Raw genomic sequence first — 16,554 nt, 5'->3', positions numbered from 1 at the left:
CACGGTGGCAAAGCGCACCCAAAGACACTATTAGGGCTGGCCGCACGTGTCCGCATCTTTCTGGAGAGTTAGCTCACATTTTGGTAGCGAAACCAGGTGAATTCGGCGCCCTGAAGAGTAAAGTCCGCGCCTGCCGTTTTGATTCCCGCTTGACGGTCCGGGTTAGAGGTCCAGGCGGTGGGTGAGGCCGGTGTGGCGGCGGCCGGCGCCGCGGGTGCGCACGGCCTGGCCGAGGGCGCGGCGGGAGCCGACGATGACGACCAGGCGTTTGGCGCGGGTGATGGCGGTGTAGAGGAGGTTGCGCTGCAGCATCATCCAGGCGCTGGTGGCCAGCGGGATGACCACGGCGGGGTATTCGCTGCCCTGGGAGCGGTGGATGGAGACGGCGTAGGCGTGGGCCAGCTCGTCCAGCTCGTCGAAGGCGTAGTCGACGTTCTCGTCCTCGTCGGTCAGGACGGTTAGCCGGTTCTCCTCGGGGGTGATGCCGGTGACGACGCCGACGGTGCCGTTGAAGACCCCGGCCGCGCCCTTGTCGTAGTTGTTGCGCAGCTGGGTGACCTTGTCGCCGATGCGGAAGACGCGGCCGCCGTAGCGGCGTTCCGGCATGCCCTCGCGGGCGGGGGTGAGGGCTTCCTGCAGGGCCAGGTTGAGGGCGCCCGCGCCGGCGGCGCCGCGGTGCATGGGGGCCAGGACCTGGACGTCGCGGCGCGGGTTGAGGCCGAACTTGGCGGGGATGCGGCGGGCGGCCACGTCCACGGTCAGCGCGGCGATCTCCTCCGGTTCCTCGCAGGGGAACAGGAAGAAGTCGCGGAACTCGCGGACCAGCGGGGACTGGCCGTTGTTGACGCGGTGGGCGTTGACCACGACGCCGGACTCGGCGGCCTGGCGGAAGATCTGGGTGAGCCGCACCCGGGGCACGCCGGGGGCGGCGAGCAGGTCGCGCAGGACCTCGCCGGCGCCGACGGAGGGGAGCTGGTCGACGTCGCCGACGAACAGCAGGTGCGCGCCGGGGGCGACGGCCTTGGCGAGCTTGTTGGCCAGCAGCAGGTCGAGCATGGAGGCCTCGTCGACGACGACCAGGTCGGCGTCCAGGGGGTTGTCGCGGTCGAAGGTGGCCTCGCCGCCGGGGCGCAGCTGCAGCAGCCGGTGCACGGTGGTGGCCTCGTGGCCGGTCAGCTCGGATAGGCGTTTGGCGGCGCGGCCGGTGGGGGCGGCCAGGATGACCTTGGCGCGTTTGGCGCGGGCGAGTTCGACGATGGAGCGGACGGTGAAGCTCTTGCCGCAGCCGGGGCCGCCGGTGAGGACGGCGACCTTCTCGGTGAGCGCCAGCCGAACGGCCTGGTCCTGCTCGGCGGCCAGGTCGGCGCCGGTGCGGGTTTTGAGCCAGGTCAGGGCGGCCGGCCAGTCGACGTCGGCGAAGGCGCGGAGGCGGTCGCCCGAGGTGGTGAGCAGGCCGCGCAGGGTGGCGGTGAGGGACTGCTCGGCGCGGTGGAAGGGCACCAGGTAGACGGCCGGGACGGTGCCGTCCCCGGCGGGGACGTCCTCGCGGACGACGCCTTCGGCGGCCGCGAGTTCCTCCAGGCAGGTGGCGACCAGGTCGGCGGGCACGTCGAGGATTTTGACGGCGTCGGCGACGAGGTTGGGGGCGGGCAGGAAGCAGTGGCCGTCGTCGGCGGCCTGGGAGAGGGTGTAGCGCAGGCCGGCTTTGACGCGTTGCGGGCTGTCGTGGGGGATGCCGACGGCCTGGGCGATGGTGTCGGCGGTCTTGAAGCCGATCCCCCAGACCTCGTCGGCCAGGCGGTAGGGCTCGGTGCGGACGACGGTGATGGACTGCTCGCCGTACTGCTTGAAGATGCGCACGGCGATGGAGGTGGAGACGCCGACGCCCTGCAGGAAGATCATCACCTCTTTGATGATCTTCTGTTCCTCCCAGGCGGCGCCGATCATCTTGGTGCGTTTGGGGCCCAGGCCCGGGACCTCGACCAGGCGGGCGGGTTCCTCCTCGATGACGCGCAGGGTGTCGGCGCCGAAGTGGCCGACGATGCGTTCGGCCATTTTCGGGCCGATGCCCTTGATCAGGCCGGAGCCGAGGTAGCGCTGGATGCCCTGGACGGTGGCGGGCAGCACGGTGGTGTAGGACCACACCTCGAACTGGCGGCCGTAGCGGGGGTGGGAGGTCCAGCGGCCGGTCAGGCGCAGCGACTCCCCCGGCTGCGCGCCGAGCAGCGGCCCCACCACGGTGAGCAGCTCGGCGCCGGAGCGTTCGGTGGCGACCCTGGCGATGGTGTAGCCGGTCTCCTCGTTGGCGTAGGTGACGCGTTCCAGCACCGCGTCGAGACTGGCGCCTTCCATGGCTGTGAGCGTAGCGGTTTCCGCGTGATCGGCTGGCGGGGGCGGGCGCGACGGTGTACGACGGAGGCACCTACCGACGGGGAGTCGATCATGAGCGTGAAAGTGACCATCGAACCGGTACGACGGCCCGGGCTGCGGGCCGAGCAGGTGCGCGAGCTGGCGCGCGGCCACGCCCAGGTGCGGGGGCACCTGGAGCAGGTCGAAGAGCTGATCGCCGGCGACGCGGCGGCCCTCGGCCACGACCCGGGGCCAGGCGCGGCCTTCCGGGCGCACGTGTTCGACCCGGTCGGCAACCGCGCCGTGGAGCTGCGCGGCACCCTGGACCGGCTCGACGAGGTCGAGGTGCGGCCCAGCGCCGTCCGGCCCCGCCCGCAGCCCGGCGAGCTCGCGGCCGCGGCGGAGATCCTGCGCGGCGACCCGCGCTTCCCGTCCGGCGAGGACGTGGTCATCTACGAGCCGATGCCGCCGCTGGCGGATCTGGAGCGGCCCGACGGGAGCCTGGTGCGGCGGCCCACGCTGGGCGTCTACAACCCGGCGGGCGGGCCCCGCCACCAGATCGTCGCCGTCGACCTGGCCGCCCACGAGGTGGACTGGCATCCGGCCGACGTGGCCGCCCACACCGACGACGACTGCGAGAAGCACCTGCCCGAAGGGGTCGGTTCGCTCGTCGACCGGGGCGGCCCCGACCAGGTGCGGGTCCGCGTGGTCCGCGACGGCGTCGAGTTATGGAACCTGGTGGTGGTGCGCCCGCGCGCCTCCCAGCCCGCCCCCGACGGCGCCGGCGTCGAGCTGCTGAACGTCCGCTACCGGGGCAAGCTGGTCCTGCGGCAGGCGCACATGCCGGTCCTGAACGTCCTGTACGGCGACGGCGAGACCAACTTCCGCGACTGGGCCAACCAGGAGACGGTGTTCAAGGCCACCGGCGAGGACCCGGCCGGATGGGGCTGGCGGCTGTGCTCCGCGCCGCCGCAGACCATCCTGGAACGCCCCGAGGACGACCGCGGCGACTTCCAGGGCGTCGCGTTCCACCACGACGGCGAGGAGTTACGCATCGTCAGCGAGCTGCAGGCCGGCTGGTACCGGTACGTGTCGGACTGGCGGCTGGCCGACGACGGCACCATCCGCCCCCGGTTCGGTTTCGCCGGCACCAAGGACCCGATGACCTGCAACCGGCACCAGCACCACGCGTACTGGCGGCTCGACTTCGACCTGGACGGGGCCGCCAACGACACCGTCGAGCAGCTGCAGGACGGCGGCGGCATCGTCCTGGACAGCGTCCCCATCAAGCGGGAGACCTCGCGGCGGCGGCGCGGCACGATCAAGGCCTGGCAGGTGCTGGACAAGAAGACCCGCCGTGGCTACCAGATCTGGCCGGGCGAGCACGACTCCAGCTCCGACTCCTACGGCGTCGCCGACGCCTGGTTCCTGCGCCACCGCGCCACCGAACTGCACGACGGCGGCCACATGGGCCGCCCCTCCGACAGCAAAACCCATCTCAACCGATTCCTGGACGGGGAGGACATCGACGGCGCCAACCTGGTCGTCTGGTACGCCGGTCATTTCCTGCACGACCAGGCCGCGCCGGAACCCCATCAGGGACACATCGTGGGCCCCGACCTGATCCCGGTGCGGGAGGACTAGCCTGTCGCCCATGGTTCTCGAAAGCACGGGCCGCGCCCTGCTCCACCGGCTGGCCGCGGAACAGGCCGAGTGCCGGGTTCCCTCGCTGGTCGCCGCCCTGGTCCGGGGCGGCGAGACCGTGTGGTTCGGGGCGCGCGGCCGCGTCGCCGGCGCGCCCCCGACACCCGGGACGCGGTACCGGCTGGGGTCGATCACCAAGAGCATGGTGGCGGTGCTGGTGCTGCGGCTGCGCGACGAGGGCGAGCTGGACCTGCTCGACCCCCTGGACAAGCACGTTCCCGGCACGCCGGTCGGGGACCTCACGCTGGCGCAGCTGCTGTCCCACACCGGCGGGCTGACCGCCGAGCCGCCCGGCGAGTGGTGGGAGCGCACCCCGGGCGCGCCCGCCGCCGGTCTGCTCGGCGATCTCGGGCCCGAGATCGCCCGCCACCGTCCCGGGCGGCGCTTCCACTACTCCAATGTCGGGTACGGGCTGCTGGGCGAGCTGGTGGCCCGCAAACGCGGCATGGGGTGGGCGCGGGCCGTGCGCGAGGAGATCCTGGAGCCGCTCGGGATGGGGGCGGTGACCGAGCGCGCCGAGCCGCCGCACGCGCAGGGATTGGCCGTGCACCCGTGGGCGGACGTGCTGCTGCCGGAACCCGAGCACGACGCCGGCGGGATGGCCCCCGCCGGGCAGCTGTGGAGCGGGGCCGCCGACCTGGCCCGGTGGGCGGCCTTCCTGGCCGGAGACGGCGGCGGCGTGCTGCGGGCGAGCACCCTGGCGGAGATGCGCGAGCCGGCCGCCGTGGAGGACGGCCCCTCCTGGGAACGTGGGTACGGCCTGGGCCTGCAGCTGACTCGCCACGGCGGCCGGATGCTGGCCGGGCACACCGGGTCGATGCCCGGCTTCCTGGCCACGGTGTGGAGCGACCCGGCCGACGGGGTCGGCGTGCTGTTCCTGGCCAACACCACCTCGGGTGTGCGCGGGCGGCTGGTGTTCGACCTGCTGGACATCCTGGCCGAGCACGAGCCGCCGCTGCCCGCCGAATGGGAACCGGCCGCCGCCGATGAGGACCTGCTCGCTTTGACCGGGCCCTGGTACTGGGGGCCGACCGCGTACGCGCTGCGGCTGCTCCCCCGGCGCGGCCTGTCCCTGACGCCGCTCGGGGCGGTCGGGCGGGCGTCCCGGTTCGCCGCCCAGGCGGACGGGAGCTGGCTCGGGCTGGACGGGTATTACGCGGGTGAGACGCTGCGGGTAGAACGTCATCCCGGGGGTGTGCATATTTCCCTCAACACGTTCATCTTCAGCCGCGAACCCTACGATCCATCTGCCCCGATTCCTGGGGGTGTGGACCCAGAAGGATGGCGATGACCGTTTGTGTTTGGTCGCTCGCGGAGCGCAGCGGCCGATAGGTTTGGGGCGTCGGAAACCCCCCAAGCAGGAGGTCGAAGTGCCCACCCTCGAAGACCGTGTGACCGTTCTCGAAGAGGAGTTCCGCAAGATGCGCGAGAAGGAACCACAGGCGGAGGAGACTCACGCCGTCGCCGATCTCGCCAATCGGAGCTCGGCGGCGGCGCACGCCAGCCTGGACGAGGCAGCTAGGCGTCTGAAGATGATGCATCATGAGATGAACAAGCAGTTCACCAAGGCCGACAGCAGGATGGACACCCTCACCTGGCTGTTCGGTGATGCCGACAACAAGCTCAGCCAGCACAGCGACCGCCTGGGCGAGATTGAGGAGACGCAGCGGGACCACACTGCGCGCCTCGGACGACTCGAAACTGTCCAGGAAGAGCACGGCGAACGCCTCGGACGGGTTGAAGAGACGCAGAAGGACCACACTTCGCGCCTGGAGCGGGTCGAAGGTAACCAGATCGCGGCCAACAAGATGCTGCAGGAGATCCTCGACGAGATCCGGAACAAGTGACCGGAATTAGTCACCCAGAGTAGATCGACTGCCCGTCACCCGCCTGGCGGGCAGGCAACCAGAAGACGATCCTCGGCAAGATCAAGACGGGCGACCGCAGCCGGTCGCCCGCGGTAAAGCACCTGTCCCGTCACCCGCCTGGCGGGACAGCTTCGATCATGGGCGAGGGGCCCGCGCTGGTCCGGTACAACTGCTCCTTCGGGATCAATCCGGCCATCAGGCCACCTTGGAAGAGCACTGTCTGCGCTTTACCGGGCACGACGCTCAGGACGAGATCCGGATGGCAGGACTGGATGATCATCCGTTCCTCCCGCTCTCCCTGTTCTGGCCCGAATTGGCCGTGGAATTCCCGCATTCCGTCATCCGCGCCTTCGCCGCGGTGGCTGTCACCGGAGCCCGTACCGGGGGCGTTAACGGCCCTGAAATCCCATGACTCCCCACATGTACCCACTTGTCGGCATTTGACCCTTTTGGGTGATTCGTCTACCTTCGATGGAACCCGGGGCACCGGGACGTCAAACCAGGTCAAGGATGCCCCACAACACAATCGAACGGCCGTTCCGCTCCTGGGACGGCCCGACCGTCGAGTCCGCTCACGCGGAGCCGGGGAACCATCGAGGGCCGGGATCACTCTCCCGACACGAAAGCACCAAATCCCAGCCCTCTCGGGGTGAATCGGCCTGCACCCGCAGGCCGTAGGGCGACTTCCACGCCCGAATCCGTCAGCTAACCCGGTAGGCGGCATGGAAGCAAGGGAGCAAGACCCCACATGCGAGCCCCCAATTCTCACGTGCGCGTCACCCTGGCCACCACTCTCCTCGCCGGTGTGGTGCTGACCGGAACCACCGCGGCCATGGGCACCGCCCACGCCGACACCCACGCGGCGGACGCCGCGGACTTCCACCCGGACGCCAGCCCGCTGCTCAAGATCGCCCAGAAGCTGCCCAGAGTCAGCTCCGAGCAGGTGCTGCGCCTGGCGCAGAGCCAGGTCGGCGTCAGCGAGAACTACTACGGCGGTGGCACCAAGTTCCACCAGTGGTACATGAACTCCCCCCGTGCCCAGCAGACCGTCGCCCGCGACGGCGGCTCGGTGTACGCCTACCGCAACGCCGCCTGGTGCGACATGTTCGTCTCCTGGGTCGGCGACCAGCTCGGCATCCGCCCCACCATGGGCTGGGACGCCTACACCGTCTCCCACGCCGACTGGTTCAAGCAGAACAAGCGCTGGGGCACCACCCCGACCCCCGGCGCGGTCGTCTTCTTCGGCTGGGACGGCGGCAAGAACCTCCACAACATCGACCACGTCGGCTTCGTCATCAAGGACAACGGCGACGGCACCATCAAGACCGTCGAGGGCAACACCGGCAACGGCAAGGTGGAGATCCGCACCCGCCCCACCGCCGAGGTCGTCGGCTACGGCTACCCCGTCTACGCCGAGCAACTGCCCGCCTGACACCGATCAGAGCCGGCTGCCCGGCCACCGGGTAACGCTGCGCCCGCGGACACGCGCCATACCTGGCCCATCCCCTAGCGGTATGGCGGCCGTCCACCGGCCGGGCAGCTTCCCCCGGCCCCGCGCGGAAATCCTCCCGTCCGCGCGGGGCCGTGCCAATAAATGGATTCAGCGTAATTCGACCAGGCGGGCCAGCTCGTCCAGGGGGAGCTCGCTCAGCGCGGCCTCTCCGGCGGCGAGCACGGCGTCGGCCAGGGCGCGCTTGGTTCGCAGCAGGTCGGCGATGCGGTCCTCGACGGTGCCCTCGGCGATGAGCCGGTGCACCTGGACGGGGCGGGTCTGCCCGATCCGGTAGGCGCGGTCGGTGGCCTGCTCCTCCACGGCGGGGTTCCACCAGCGGTCGAAGTGCACGACATGGTCGGCCCGGGTGAGGTTCAGGCCGGTCCCGGCGGCTTTCAGCGACAGCAGGAAGACCGGGGCCTCGCCGTCCTGGAAACGGCGGACCATGTCCTCGCGGCGCGCGACGGGGGTGCCGCCGTGCAGCAGCTGGGTGGTTACGCCGCGGGCCGCCAGGTGGCGCTCGAGCAGGCGGGCCATCGCGACGTACTGGGTGAAGACCAGGGCGGCGCCGTCCTCGGCGAGGATGGTGTCCAGCAGTTCGTCCAGGAGCTGGAGTTTGCCGGAGCGGCCGGCCAGGCGGCCGTGCGGCTCCTTCAGGTAGTGGGCGGGGTGGTTGCAGATCTGCTTGAGCCCGGTCAGGAGTTTCACCACCAGGCCGCGCCTGGCCATGCCGTCGGCGTCGGCGATCCGCGCCATGCCCTCGCGGACGGCGGCGGCGTAGAGGGCGGCCTGCTCGCGGGTGAGCGGCACCGGCTGGTCGGTCTCGGTCTTGGGCGGCAGCTCGGGCACGATGCCGGGGTCGCTCTTGCGGCGGCGCAGCAGGAAGGGCCGCACCAGCGCGGCCAGCCGCGCCGCCGCTTCGGGGTCCTTCTCGGATTCGATGGGGCGGATCCAGCGGGCGCGGAAGTTTCCGAGGGCGCCGAGCAGGCCGGGGGTGGTCCAGTCGAGGATCGCCCACAGCTCGGTGAGGGAGTTCTCGACGGGAGTGCCGGTCAGCGCCACCCTGGCCCCGGCGGGGATCGCTCGCAGCGCGCGGGCCGCGCCGGAGCGGGGATTCTTGACGTGCTGGGCCTCGTCGGCGGCCACCAGATCCCAGGCGGTCGCGGCCAGCCGCTCCGCGTCCAGGCGCATCGTCGGGTACGTGGTGAGCACGAACCCGTCCACCACCCCATCCAAGGTACGGCCGGGCCCGTGGAAACGGCGCACGGCCGCGCCGGGGGCGAACCTGCGGATCTCGCGCTCCCAGTTGCCCAGCAGCGAGGCCGGGCAGACCACCAGGGCGGGACCGCCGCCCCGGTGCAGGTGCAGGGCGATCAGCGTGACGGTCTTGCCCAGGCCCATGTCGTCGGCCAGGCAGCCGCCGAGCCCGAGCGAGGTCATGGCGGCCAGCCAGCGCAGGCCGCGCAGCTGGTAGTCGCGCAGGGTCGCGGCCAGCCCGGGCGGCGGCCCGATCGGCGGTCCGTTCGACGCTGCGGCCCCCGGGTCGGCGATGCGCCGCCGCAGCGCCTCCAGCCACGGGGTGGCGGCGATCTCGACCCGCTCGCCGTCGAGGTCGGCCGAGCCGGTCAGGGCCAGCGCCAGCGCGGCGATCGGGGTGAGGGGTTTCATCGATCGGTTGCGGACCCGGCGGGTGGTGGCGGCGTCCAGGTGCACCCACTGGTCGCGCAGCCGTACCAGCGGGCGGGCGGATTCGGCCAGCAGGTCCATCTCGGCTTCGGTGAGCGGGTCGCCGCCCAGGGCCAGCTGCCAGTCGAAGCGCAGCAGGCCGCCGCCGGACAGCAGCGCGCGCAGATCGCCGGGAGCGGGCTCGCCGGCCCCGACGACGGCGCGCACGGTCAGCTTCCCCGTGCCGGGCCTGGGCTCGGATCCCCGCCCTCCTGATACCGGGGCGGGGGCGCGGGTGGCGTGCATGGCGGCCGCGGTGCGGGGCATGCCGTCGGCGACCGCGTCCAGGAACGCCCGGACCAGGCCTTCCGCGTCCGGGTCCGCGAGCGTGGCGACGAGTTCCTCGACGCGTTCGACGTCCAGGCCGGTCAGCGGCCCGGCCCGCCAGGAGCCGTCCCCGGCGGGCCGGATCCGGCCGCGGGCGACCAGCTGCAGCGCCACCACCACGGCCGCCCCCCAGAAGGCGGCCGACGGGTGCGCGCCGGTCTCGCGGCGGGCCAGGCTGAGCAGCGGCATCGCCTCGGCCACCGCCATCCGCACCACCGGTCCCGGCGCGCCGGGCGGCGGGTGGAAGGCGATCCGGCCCTCCCGGGGCGGCTCCGCGGGTTCGAAGACGGCCATGCCCCGGACCAGGGCGACCCGATCGGGGTCTCGTGCCACGCTTCGGGACTCCCCTCTCGCGCCGTGGTCCGACACGCTACCGGGGGGTCAGCCGCCCAGCCGCCGGAAAGCCCGGATCGAGAGCGGAAAGAACACCGCCGTGATCAGCAGCGGCCAGGCGACCGCCAGCGTGACCGCGTGCTGGGCCGCCCACGAGTCGCCGCCCCAGCCCGGATTGCCGAACAGCTCCCTGGCCGCGGCTGCGGTCGCCGACAGCGGATTCCACTCGGCGATCGCGCCCAGCCAGCCCGGCATGGTCGCGGGCGAGACCAGCGCGCTGGACAGGAATCCGACCGGCCACACCAGGATCTGCACCGCCACCAGCGCCTCCGGGTTGCCGACCACCAGGCCGAGCCAGATGCCCAGCCACAGCAGCGCGAACCGCAGCAGCAGCACCAGGCCGACCGCCAGCGCCGCCCGGCCGGGCCCGGCCTCGGCCCGCCAGCCGACCGCCAGGCCGCAGCCGACCAGCACGGCCAGCGTCAGGGCCGAGTTGAGCAGGTCGGCGGCGGCCCGGCCGGTCACCACCGCCGAGGAGGCCATCGGCAGCGACCGGAACCTGTCGGTCACCCCGCGGGCGGCGTCGGCGCTGACCGCGGCGAAGGTCGTCTCCAGGCCGAAGACCATGGTCAGCGCGAACATGCCCGGCATCAGGAACTCGCGGTAGTCGCCCCCGCCCGGGACGGTCATGCCGCCGCCGAACAGGTAGCCGAACATGAGCACGATCATGACCGGGAACAGCAGCCCGGCCAGGATCTGGCCGGGCTGGTTGGCCCAGTGCGCGAGGTCGCGGCGGGTGATCGTCCAGCCGTCGGCGACAGCCCATCTCATGTGATTCTCTCCGTCAGTCGCAGGAAGACCTCGTCCAGGGTGGGGCGGCGCACGCCGATGTCCTCGGCCGCGATGGCGGCCTCCTCCAGGCCGCGCACGGCCCGGGTCAGCGCCGCCACCCGGTCCGGCGCGGGCGCGCTCACCCGCCGCGCCTCCTCGTCGATGTGCGCGTACGGGCCGAGCAGCGCGGCCACCGCGGCCAGGTCGGCGGCCGAGGCGGCGACGACCTCGATCCGGTCGCCGCCGATGGTGGCCTTCAGCTCGGCCGGGGTTCCGGCCGCCGCCAGCCGCCCGCCGTCGATGATCGAGATCCGGTCGGCGAGCCGGTCGGCCTCCTCCAGGTACTGGGTGGTGAGCAGGATCGTGGCGCCGCGCCCGGCCAGGTCGCGGATGGCGGACCAGACCTGGTCGCGGCCGCGCGGGTCCAGGCCGGTGGTGGGCTCGTCCAGGAACAGCACCGGCGGGGCGAGGATCAGGCCCGCGGCCAGGTCCAGGCGGCGGCGCATGCCGCCGGAGTAGTCCTTGGCCGGTTTGCGGCCGGCGTCGGCCAGGCCGAACTGGTCCAGCAGCTGGTCGGCGCGGGCGGTGGCGGCGCGCGGGGGCAGGTGGGAGAGGCGGGCGAACATGGCCAGGTTCTGGCGGCCGGTGAGCAGCTCGTCGACGGCGGCGTGCTGGCCGACCAGGCCGATGTGGCGGCGCACGTCGGCGGCCTGCCGTACCACGTCGAAGCCGGCGACGCGGGCCTGGCCGGCGCCGGGGCGCAGCAGGGTGGTGAGGATGCGGACCAGGGTGGTCTTTCCGGCGCCGTTGGGGCCGAGCAGGCCGTGCACCTGGCCTTCGGGGACGTGCAGGTCGAGGGAGTCCAGGGCTGGGGTGGCGCCGAAGCGTTTGCCCAGACCGGTGACGCGTATCATGCCGTACAGCGTACCGTACGGCATACGGTTAAGCGTACGGGTAGGCTGGCCTGCACCATGACGACGGAATACAGCGGGCAGGGCGACCCCGCCCGCAGCCTGGCGCTGCTCTGGCGCACCCCCGGCAAGGGCAGGGCGTCCAGGAAGGGCAAACCCGAGCTGAGCGTGGACCTGATCGTGCGGGCCGCCATCGAGGTGGGCGACGCCGACGGGCTGGCCGCGCTGTCGATGCGCCGGGTGGCCGAACGCCTGGGTGTGGGCACGATGTCGCTGTACACGTACGTGCCGGGCAAGGCCGAACTGATCGACGTCATGCTGGACACCGTCTACGGCGACCTCTACCAGGCCGCGCCCACCGGCGGCTGGCGGGCGCGGCTGGAGTCGATCGCGCGCGAGCAGTGGGCGCTCTACCACCGCCACCCGTGGCTCCTGCAGGTCGCCACCGGCCGGCCGGCGCTCGGCCCGAACGCGATGGCCAAATACGAGTTCGAACTGTCCGCCGTCGAGGGCATCGGCCTGTCCGACGTGGAGATGGACTCGGTCGTCACGCTCGTCTACGGCTACGTCCTCGGCGCCGCGCGCGGCGCGGTGGAGGCCGCCCGGGCGCCCCAGGAGACCGGGATGACCGACGAGCAGTGGTGGCAGACCTACGCGCCGTTCCTGAACGCCCTGGTCGACCACACCCGCTTCCCGATCGCCTCCCGCGTCGGCACGGCGGCCGGCCAGGAACACGGCGCGGCCTACAACCCCGGCCACGCCTTCGAGTTCGGCCTGGCCCGCGTGCTGGACGGCATCCAGACGCTGGTCGTCAGCCTCCGCGAAGGCTGACGGCGGCGGCCTTCAGGCCTTGATGACGGGTGGGCGGGGGCTGGTGTCGACGGTGAGCTGGAAGATGTCGGGGCGGTGGTAGTGGCCCACCGGGTCGAAGTAGCGGCGGGCGGCGTGGACCGCGGCCAGGTCGATGTCGGCGTAGAGGATGGTCTCCTCGTGCCGGGCGGGTCCGGCGAGGATCTTGCCGGTGGGATCGATGATGATGCTGTTGCCGGGTTCGACCCATTCCTGCTCGGCGCGCCAGACCCGGTCGCGGTGGGGGAAGTCGGCGGGGATCTGGTCGATGTGGACACACGGGTTGACGCCGATCACGTAGCAGCGGCCCTCATGGGCTATGTGGCGCATGGCGGCGAGCCAGCCGTCGCCCTGGGCGAGGGTGGGGGCGGTCCAGATGTCCACGCCCTGGCTGTAGAGGTAGAAGCGGGCCAGGGGCATGTAGTTCTCCCAGCAGATCAGCCCGGAGAGCCGGCCGTACGGAGTGTCGATGACGGGCAGGGTGGAGCCGTCGCCCATGCCCCACACGGTGCGTTCCGAGCCGGTGGGCATCAGCTTGCGATGTTTGCCGAGCAGGGTGCCGTCGGGTCCGAAGTAGAGGGTGGTGTTGTAGATGGTGGTGCCGTGCGGTTCGCGTTCGTTCACCCCGATCACCAGGTAGGTGCCGGTTTCGCCGGCGGCGGCGGCCAGGGCGTCGGTGATCGGGCCGGGGACCGTGACGGCTTGCTCGACCAGCAGTGCGTACCAGTCGTCGTCACCGTCCCAGATCGGGCGGGAGTCGATCCAGATCGGGGTGCCGGGGATGAACGCCTCGGGGAACACCACGATCCCGGCTCCCGCCGCGGCCGCCTGGCGCAGCAGCTCGGCCGCCTTCTCCAGGCAGGCCTTCTGATCCATCAGGATGTACGCCGCCTGCACGGCGGCGATCTTCACGGTTGTCATTGCCGCCCGCCTGTCTCAAATATGCCGGTCATACCCCGGAACGCGCCAGAACGCGGCTGGCTCCCGCCAGAAACCGCCTAGCACTTTCGCCCGGCGCCAGCGGAGGATGCCAGACATGTTCACTTTCGTCGGCCGGATCGAGCCCCTGGCCCGGTTGACCGCCGTCTACCAGGCCCTCACCACCGCACCGCCCGGCGGCCGGGTGGGGCTGGCGCTGGTCACCGGTGAGGCCGGGATCGGCAAGACCGCCCTGCTGACCCGGTTCGCGGAGGAAGCCACGGCTGCGGGCGCCACGGTCGTGTGGGGCACCTGCTGGGACGCCGACCAGGCACCGGCGTGGTGGCCGTGGACGCAGGCGCTGCGGGCGCTGCTCGAGCAGCGCGCCGGGCTCGGCACCCCCTCCGCCGAACTGGTGGCGATCGTGCCGGAACTGGCCGCCGACTCGCCCGCGGCGGCGGATGCCGACACGACAGTGCGGGTACGCGTGTTCGAGGCGGCCGGCCGCCTGCTGGCCGACGCGGCCGCCGGCGCCCCGGTGGTGGTGATCCTGGACGACCTGCACTGGGCCGATCTGTCCACCGTGGACCTGCTGCGGTTCCTGGCCGGCCAGCACCATCCCGGCGCGCTGCTGCTGGTCGGCGCCTACCGGCCGCGGGAACCGGCGGCGGACGTCGCCGCCGCGCTGGCCGATCTGGCCACCACAGCCGAGCTCGTGCCGTTACACGGCATGTCCCCGGGCGAGGTCGCCGACCTGATCCAGGCCGTCGCCGGGGCGGCGGTGGCGGACCGGTGGGCCGAGCTGGTGAACCGCCGCGGCGGCGGGCACCCCTTCTGCACCCGGGAGCTGTGCCGCCTGCTCGCCGCCGGCGGCCCCGCCACCGAGATTCCGGCCGCGGTTCGGGACGTCATCGGACGCCGCCTGGCCCGCCTGACCGGCCAGTGCGCGCAGCTGCTGGAGGCGGCGGCCGTCGCCGGCAGCGTCGTCCTGCCCGACGTCCTCGCCGACGTCCTCGCCGACGTGGCCAGGACCGGCCCGACCCGGATCGCCGAGCTGGCCGCCGAGGCGAGCCGGGCGGGCATCCTCACCCCGGCCGACCAGGCCGGTCCCGGCCGGTTCACCCACGACCTTTACCGGGAGACCATCTACACCACCCTGCCGCCGGCGCGGCGGCTCGACCTGCACCAGCGGGTCGCCGCGGCGCTGCTGCGCCGCCACGAGCGGGGCGGCCCGGTGTTCGCCGCCGAGCTGGCCTTTCACTTCGCCGCCGCCGTCGAACTGACCGGCCCGGCGCCCGCGATGGCGTGGGCGCGGCTGGCCGCCGACGCCGACGGTAACCGGTTCGCCTTCACCGAGGCCGCCGGCCATCTCGCCCGGGTCCGGTCGGCGGTCAGCGACGCCGGGCAGCCGCTGGCCGAGCACGAGCAGGTCGACCTGCTCACCAAGGAGGCCGAGCTGCGGCTGCGCGCCGGCGACACCACCCGGGCCCGCGCGCTGCTGGGCGCCGCCTGGACCCGGGCCACCGCCACCGGCCGCGGCGACCTGCTCGGCGCGGCCGCGCTCGGCCTCGACCGGGTCGGCGCCCGCTTCGCCATGCCCCGCACCGACCTGATCGCCATCCTCGACACCGCCCGGCAGGCCCTCGCCGGCACGGGCACGCCGGTTGAGGCGCAGGTGACCGCGGCGCTGGCCCGCCAGTTGCAGCACTCCGTCCCCGCCGACCGTCCCCGGGCCCGGCCGCTGGCCGAAAACGCGGTCGCGATCGCCCGTACCCTGGACGATCCGGCCACGCTGGCCAGCTGCCTGCTCGCCCACCACGACACGCTGTGGACCCCGGGCACGGCCACCGACCGGGCCGCGATCTCGGCGGAGATCGCCGGCCTGGCCGGCCAGGCCGGCGACCAGGAACGGCATGCCCAGGCCCTGCTCCTGCTGGCCACCGCCCAGCTGGAGAGCGCCTCGGCGGCCTTCCGCGCCACCCTCGCCGAGTACCGGCACCACACTGGACGGCTGCGCCAGCCCCGCCACGACTACCTGCTGCGCACCCGGCAGGCCGCGCTCGCCCTTCTCGACGGCGACATCGACACCGGCGAGCGGCTGTCCATCGAGGCCGACGCCCTCGGCCGGGCCGTCGGCGACAGCGACACCGGCAACGTGCGCATGTCCCAGCGCCTCGAAATCGCCCGCGCCCGCGACGACCCGGCCGAACTGCGGGACATGGCCGCCGAGGCGGTCCGCTGGTGGATCGGCGCCCCCGCGCACGCCCACGCCGTCGCCGCCGGGTTCCATGCCCGCGCCGGCGACCTCGACACCGCCCGCCGCGAGCTCGACACCGTCCTCGCGCTGCCGGACTGGCGCACCGACCGCTCCTACCTGTGGTCCGTCTTCGTCGGCGAGCTGGCCGCCGCCGCGATCGCGCTTGACGACCGCCCGCTCTGCCGGCGGCTCCTCGACGATCTGCTCCCGGTCGCCGACAGCTGCGCGGTCAACGGCGCCCTCGTCTGCTTCATGGGCGCGCACGCCCACCGGGTCGGGCTCCTCTACGCCGCCCTCGGCCAGCCGGCACCGGCCCGGCAGTGGCTGGACCGGGCACTCGAGGCGCACCGCCGGCTCGGCGCCCACGCCTGGCAGGCCGAGACCCAGCGCGCTCTGGCGACCCTCGACGGCGCACCCCAGCACACCGCGCACGAAGACACCGCGCACGAAGACACCGGCGGTCCGCGGCTTCGCCGCGTCGGCGACATGTGGCAGGCGACCTACCGCGGGCAGAGTGCCTACCTCCGCGACCTCAAGGGGCTGCACGACCTGGCGGCGCTGCTGGCCCGGCCCGGGGAGGACCGGCCCGCGCTGGACCTGGCCGGCGGCGACCCGGTCCACGCCGGTGCGGATCGATTCGAGCCGATCCTCGACCGGACGGCCCTCGCCGCCTACCGGCGGCGGCTGGCCGAGCTCGACGACGAACTCGCCGCCGCACAGGAGAACACCGATCTGGGCCGCACGCGACGCGCCACCGACGAACGCGAGCAACTCCTCACCGAGCTGCGCCGGGCCACCCGCCCCGGCGGCGGCTCGCGCCCGCTCGCGGCCACGGCAGCGGAACGCGCCCGCAAGGCCGTCACCGCCCGGATCCGCGACGCCATCCGCCGCGTCGGCGAGGCCCTGCCCGAACTCGGCGAACACCTCGACCGCACCGTGCGGACGGGCACCACCTGCCGGTACGACCCGGGACCCGCACCGCGATAAGGA

Annotated in this window: 12 protein-coding genes and 1 riboswitch; of the genes, 6 read left to right on the top strand and 6 right to left on the bottom strand. The window is 72.9% G+C overall.

Features of this window, described 5'->3' with window-relative positions; genetic code table 11:
- Positions 1 to 162: 162 nt before the first annotated feature.
- Entirely contained in the window at positions 163 to 2,352 is a 2,190-nt protein-coding gene (gene recD2, locus Aple_RS02795; protein ID WP_155342805.1) for an SF1B family DNA helicase RecD2, read from the bottom strand.
- A 90-nt stretch (positions 2,353 to 2,442) separates the two neighbouring features.
- Between recD2 and Aple_RS02790 the strand changes: the two genes are divergently transcribed.
- From Aple_RS02790 to Aple_RS02780, 3 genes are all read left to right on the top strand, one after another.
- Positions 2,443 to 3,993: a hypothetical protein gene (locus Aple_RS02790; protein WP_155342804.1), complete on the top strand. Its 1,551-nt coding sequence runs from the start codon at positions 2,443 to 2,445 to the stop codon at positions 3,991 to 3,993.
- 10 nt (positions 3,994 to 4,003) lie between these two features.
- The gene (locus Aple_RS02785; RefSeq protein WP_155342803.1) at positions 4,004 to 5,344 is read left to right on the top strand and encodes a serine hydrolase domain-containing protein; all 1,341 of its coding nucleotides are present in this window, start codon (positions 4,004 to 4,006) and stop codon (positions 5,342 to 5,344) included.
- Positions 5,345 to 5,423: 79 nt separating this feature from the next.
- The gene (locus tag Aple_RS02780; RefSeq protein ID WP_155342802.1) at positions 5,424 to 5,900 is read left to right on the top strand and encodes a hypothetical protein; all 477 of its coding nucleotides are present in this window, start codon (positions 5,424 to 5,426) and stop codon (positions 5,898 to 5,900) included.
- Positions 5,901 to 6,030: 130 nt separating this feature from the next.
- On the opposite strand, the gene Aple_RS02775 is transcribed toward Aple_RS02780, so the two are convergent.
- A complete protein-coding gene (locus Aple_RS02775) occupies positions 6,031 to 6,201 on the bottom strand; it encodes a hypothetical protein (protein ID WP_155342801.1) in 171 nt (56 codons plus the stop codon).
- Positions 6,202 to 6,471: 270 nt separating this feature from the next.
- Positions 6,472 to 6,655: riboswitch (cyclic di-AMP (ydaO/yuaA leader) on the top strand.
- A 35-nt stretch (positions 6,656 to 6,690) separates the two neighbouring features.
- Here Aple_RS02775 and Aple_RS02770 point away from each other — a divergent pair.
- Complete coding sequence (locus Aple_RS02770; protein ID WP_246264055.1) at positions 6,691 to 7,353, top strand: CHAP domain-containing protein; 663 nt, start codon at positions 6,691 to 6,693, stop codon at positions 7,351 to 7,353.
- 168 nt (positions 7,354 to 7,521) lie between these two features.
- On the opposite strand, the gene Aple_RS02765 is transcribed toward Aple_RS02770, so the two are convergent.
- From Aple_RS02765 to Aple_RS02755, 3 genes are read right to left on the bottom strand one after another with little or no spacing between them, the layout of a single operon-like run.
- The gene (locus tag Aple_RS02765; RefSeq protein WP_246264053.1) at positions 7,522 to 9,798 is read right to left on the bottom strand and encodes a DEAD/DEAH box helicase; all 2,277 of its coding nucleotides are present in this window, start codon (positions 9,796 to 9,798) and stop codon (positions 7,522 to 7,524) included.
- A 48-nt stretch (positions 9,799 to 9,846) separates the two neighbouring features.
- Positions 9,847 to 10,629, bottom strand: a complete 783-nt coding sequence (locus Aple_RS02760) for an ABC transporter permease (RefSeq protein ID WP_155342799.1) — start codon at positions 10,627 to 10,629, stop codon at positions 9,847 to 9,849.
- Positions 10,626 to 11,567 carry an ATP-binding cassette domain-containing protein gene (locus Aple_RS02755; protein WP_170321253.1) on the bottom strand — a complete coding sequence of 314 codons (942 nt, stop codon included), beginning with the start codon at positions 11,565 to 11,567 and terminating at the stop codon, positions 10,626 to 10,628. The genes Aple_RS02760 and Aple_RS02755 overlap by 4 nt, the downstream gene beginning before the upstream one ends.
- 33 nt (positions 11,568 to 11,600) lie before the next feature.
- On the opposite strand from Aple_RS02755, the gene Aple_RS02750 reads away from it, so the two are divergent.
- A complete protein-coding gene (locus tag Aple_RS02750; protein ID WP_155342798.1) occupies positions 11,601 to 12,371 on the top strand; it encodes a TetR/AcrR family transcriptional regulator in 771 nt (256 codons plus the stop codon).
- A gap of 12 nt (positions 12,372 to 12,383) precedes the next feature.
- On the opposite strand, the gene Aple_RS02745 is transcribed toward Aple_RS02750, so the two are convergent.
- Positions 12,384 to 13,310, bottom strand: coding sequence for a carbon-nitrogen hydrolase family protein (locus tag Aple_RS02745; RefSeq protein WP_155342797.1), 927 nt, complete (start codon positions 13,308 to 13,310; stop codon positions 12,384 to 12,386).
- A 115-nt stretch (positions 13,311 to 13,425) separates the two neighbouring features.
- Here Aple_RS02745 and Aple_RS02740 point away from each other — a divergent pair, with 115 nt between their 5' ends.
- The gene (locus Aple_RS02740; protein WP_170321252.1) at positions 13,426 to 16,551 is read left to right on the top strand and encodes an ATP-binding protein; all 3,126 of its coding nucleotides are present in this window, start codon (positions 13,426 to 13,428) and stop codon (positions 16,549 to 16,551) included.
- Positions 16,552 to 16,554 lie beyond the last annotated feature (3 nt).

Source organism: Acrocarpospora pleiomorpha (genome assembly GCF_009687885.1).
GTDB classification, from domain to species: domain Bacteria; phylum Actinomycetota; class Actinomycetes; order Streptosporangiales; family Streptosporangiaceae; genus Acrocarpospora; species Acrocarpospora pleiomorpha.
Note: the sequence above shows the minus strand (reverse complement) of the source record. Positions and strands in the feature narration are given on the sequence as shown.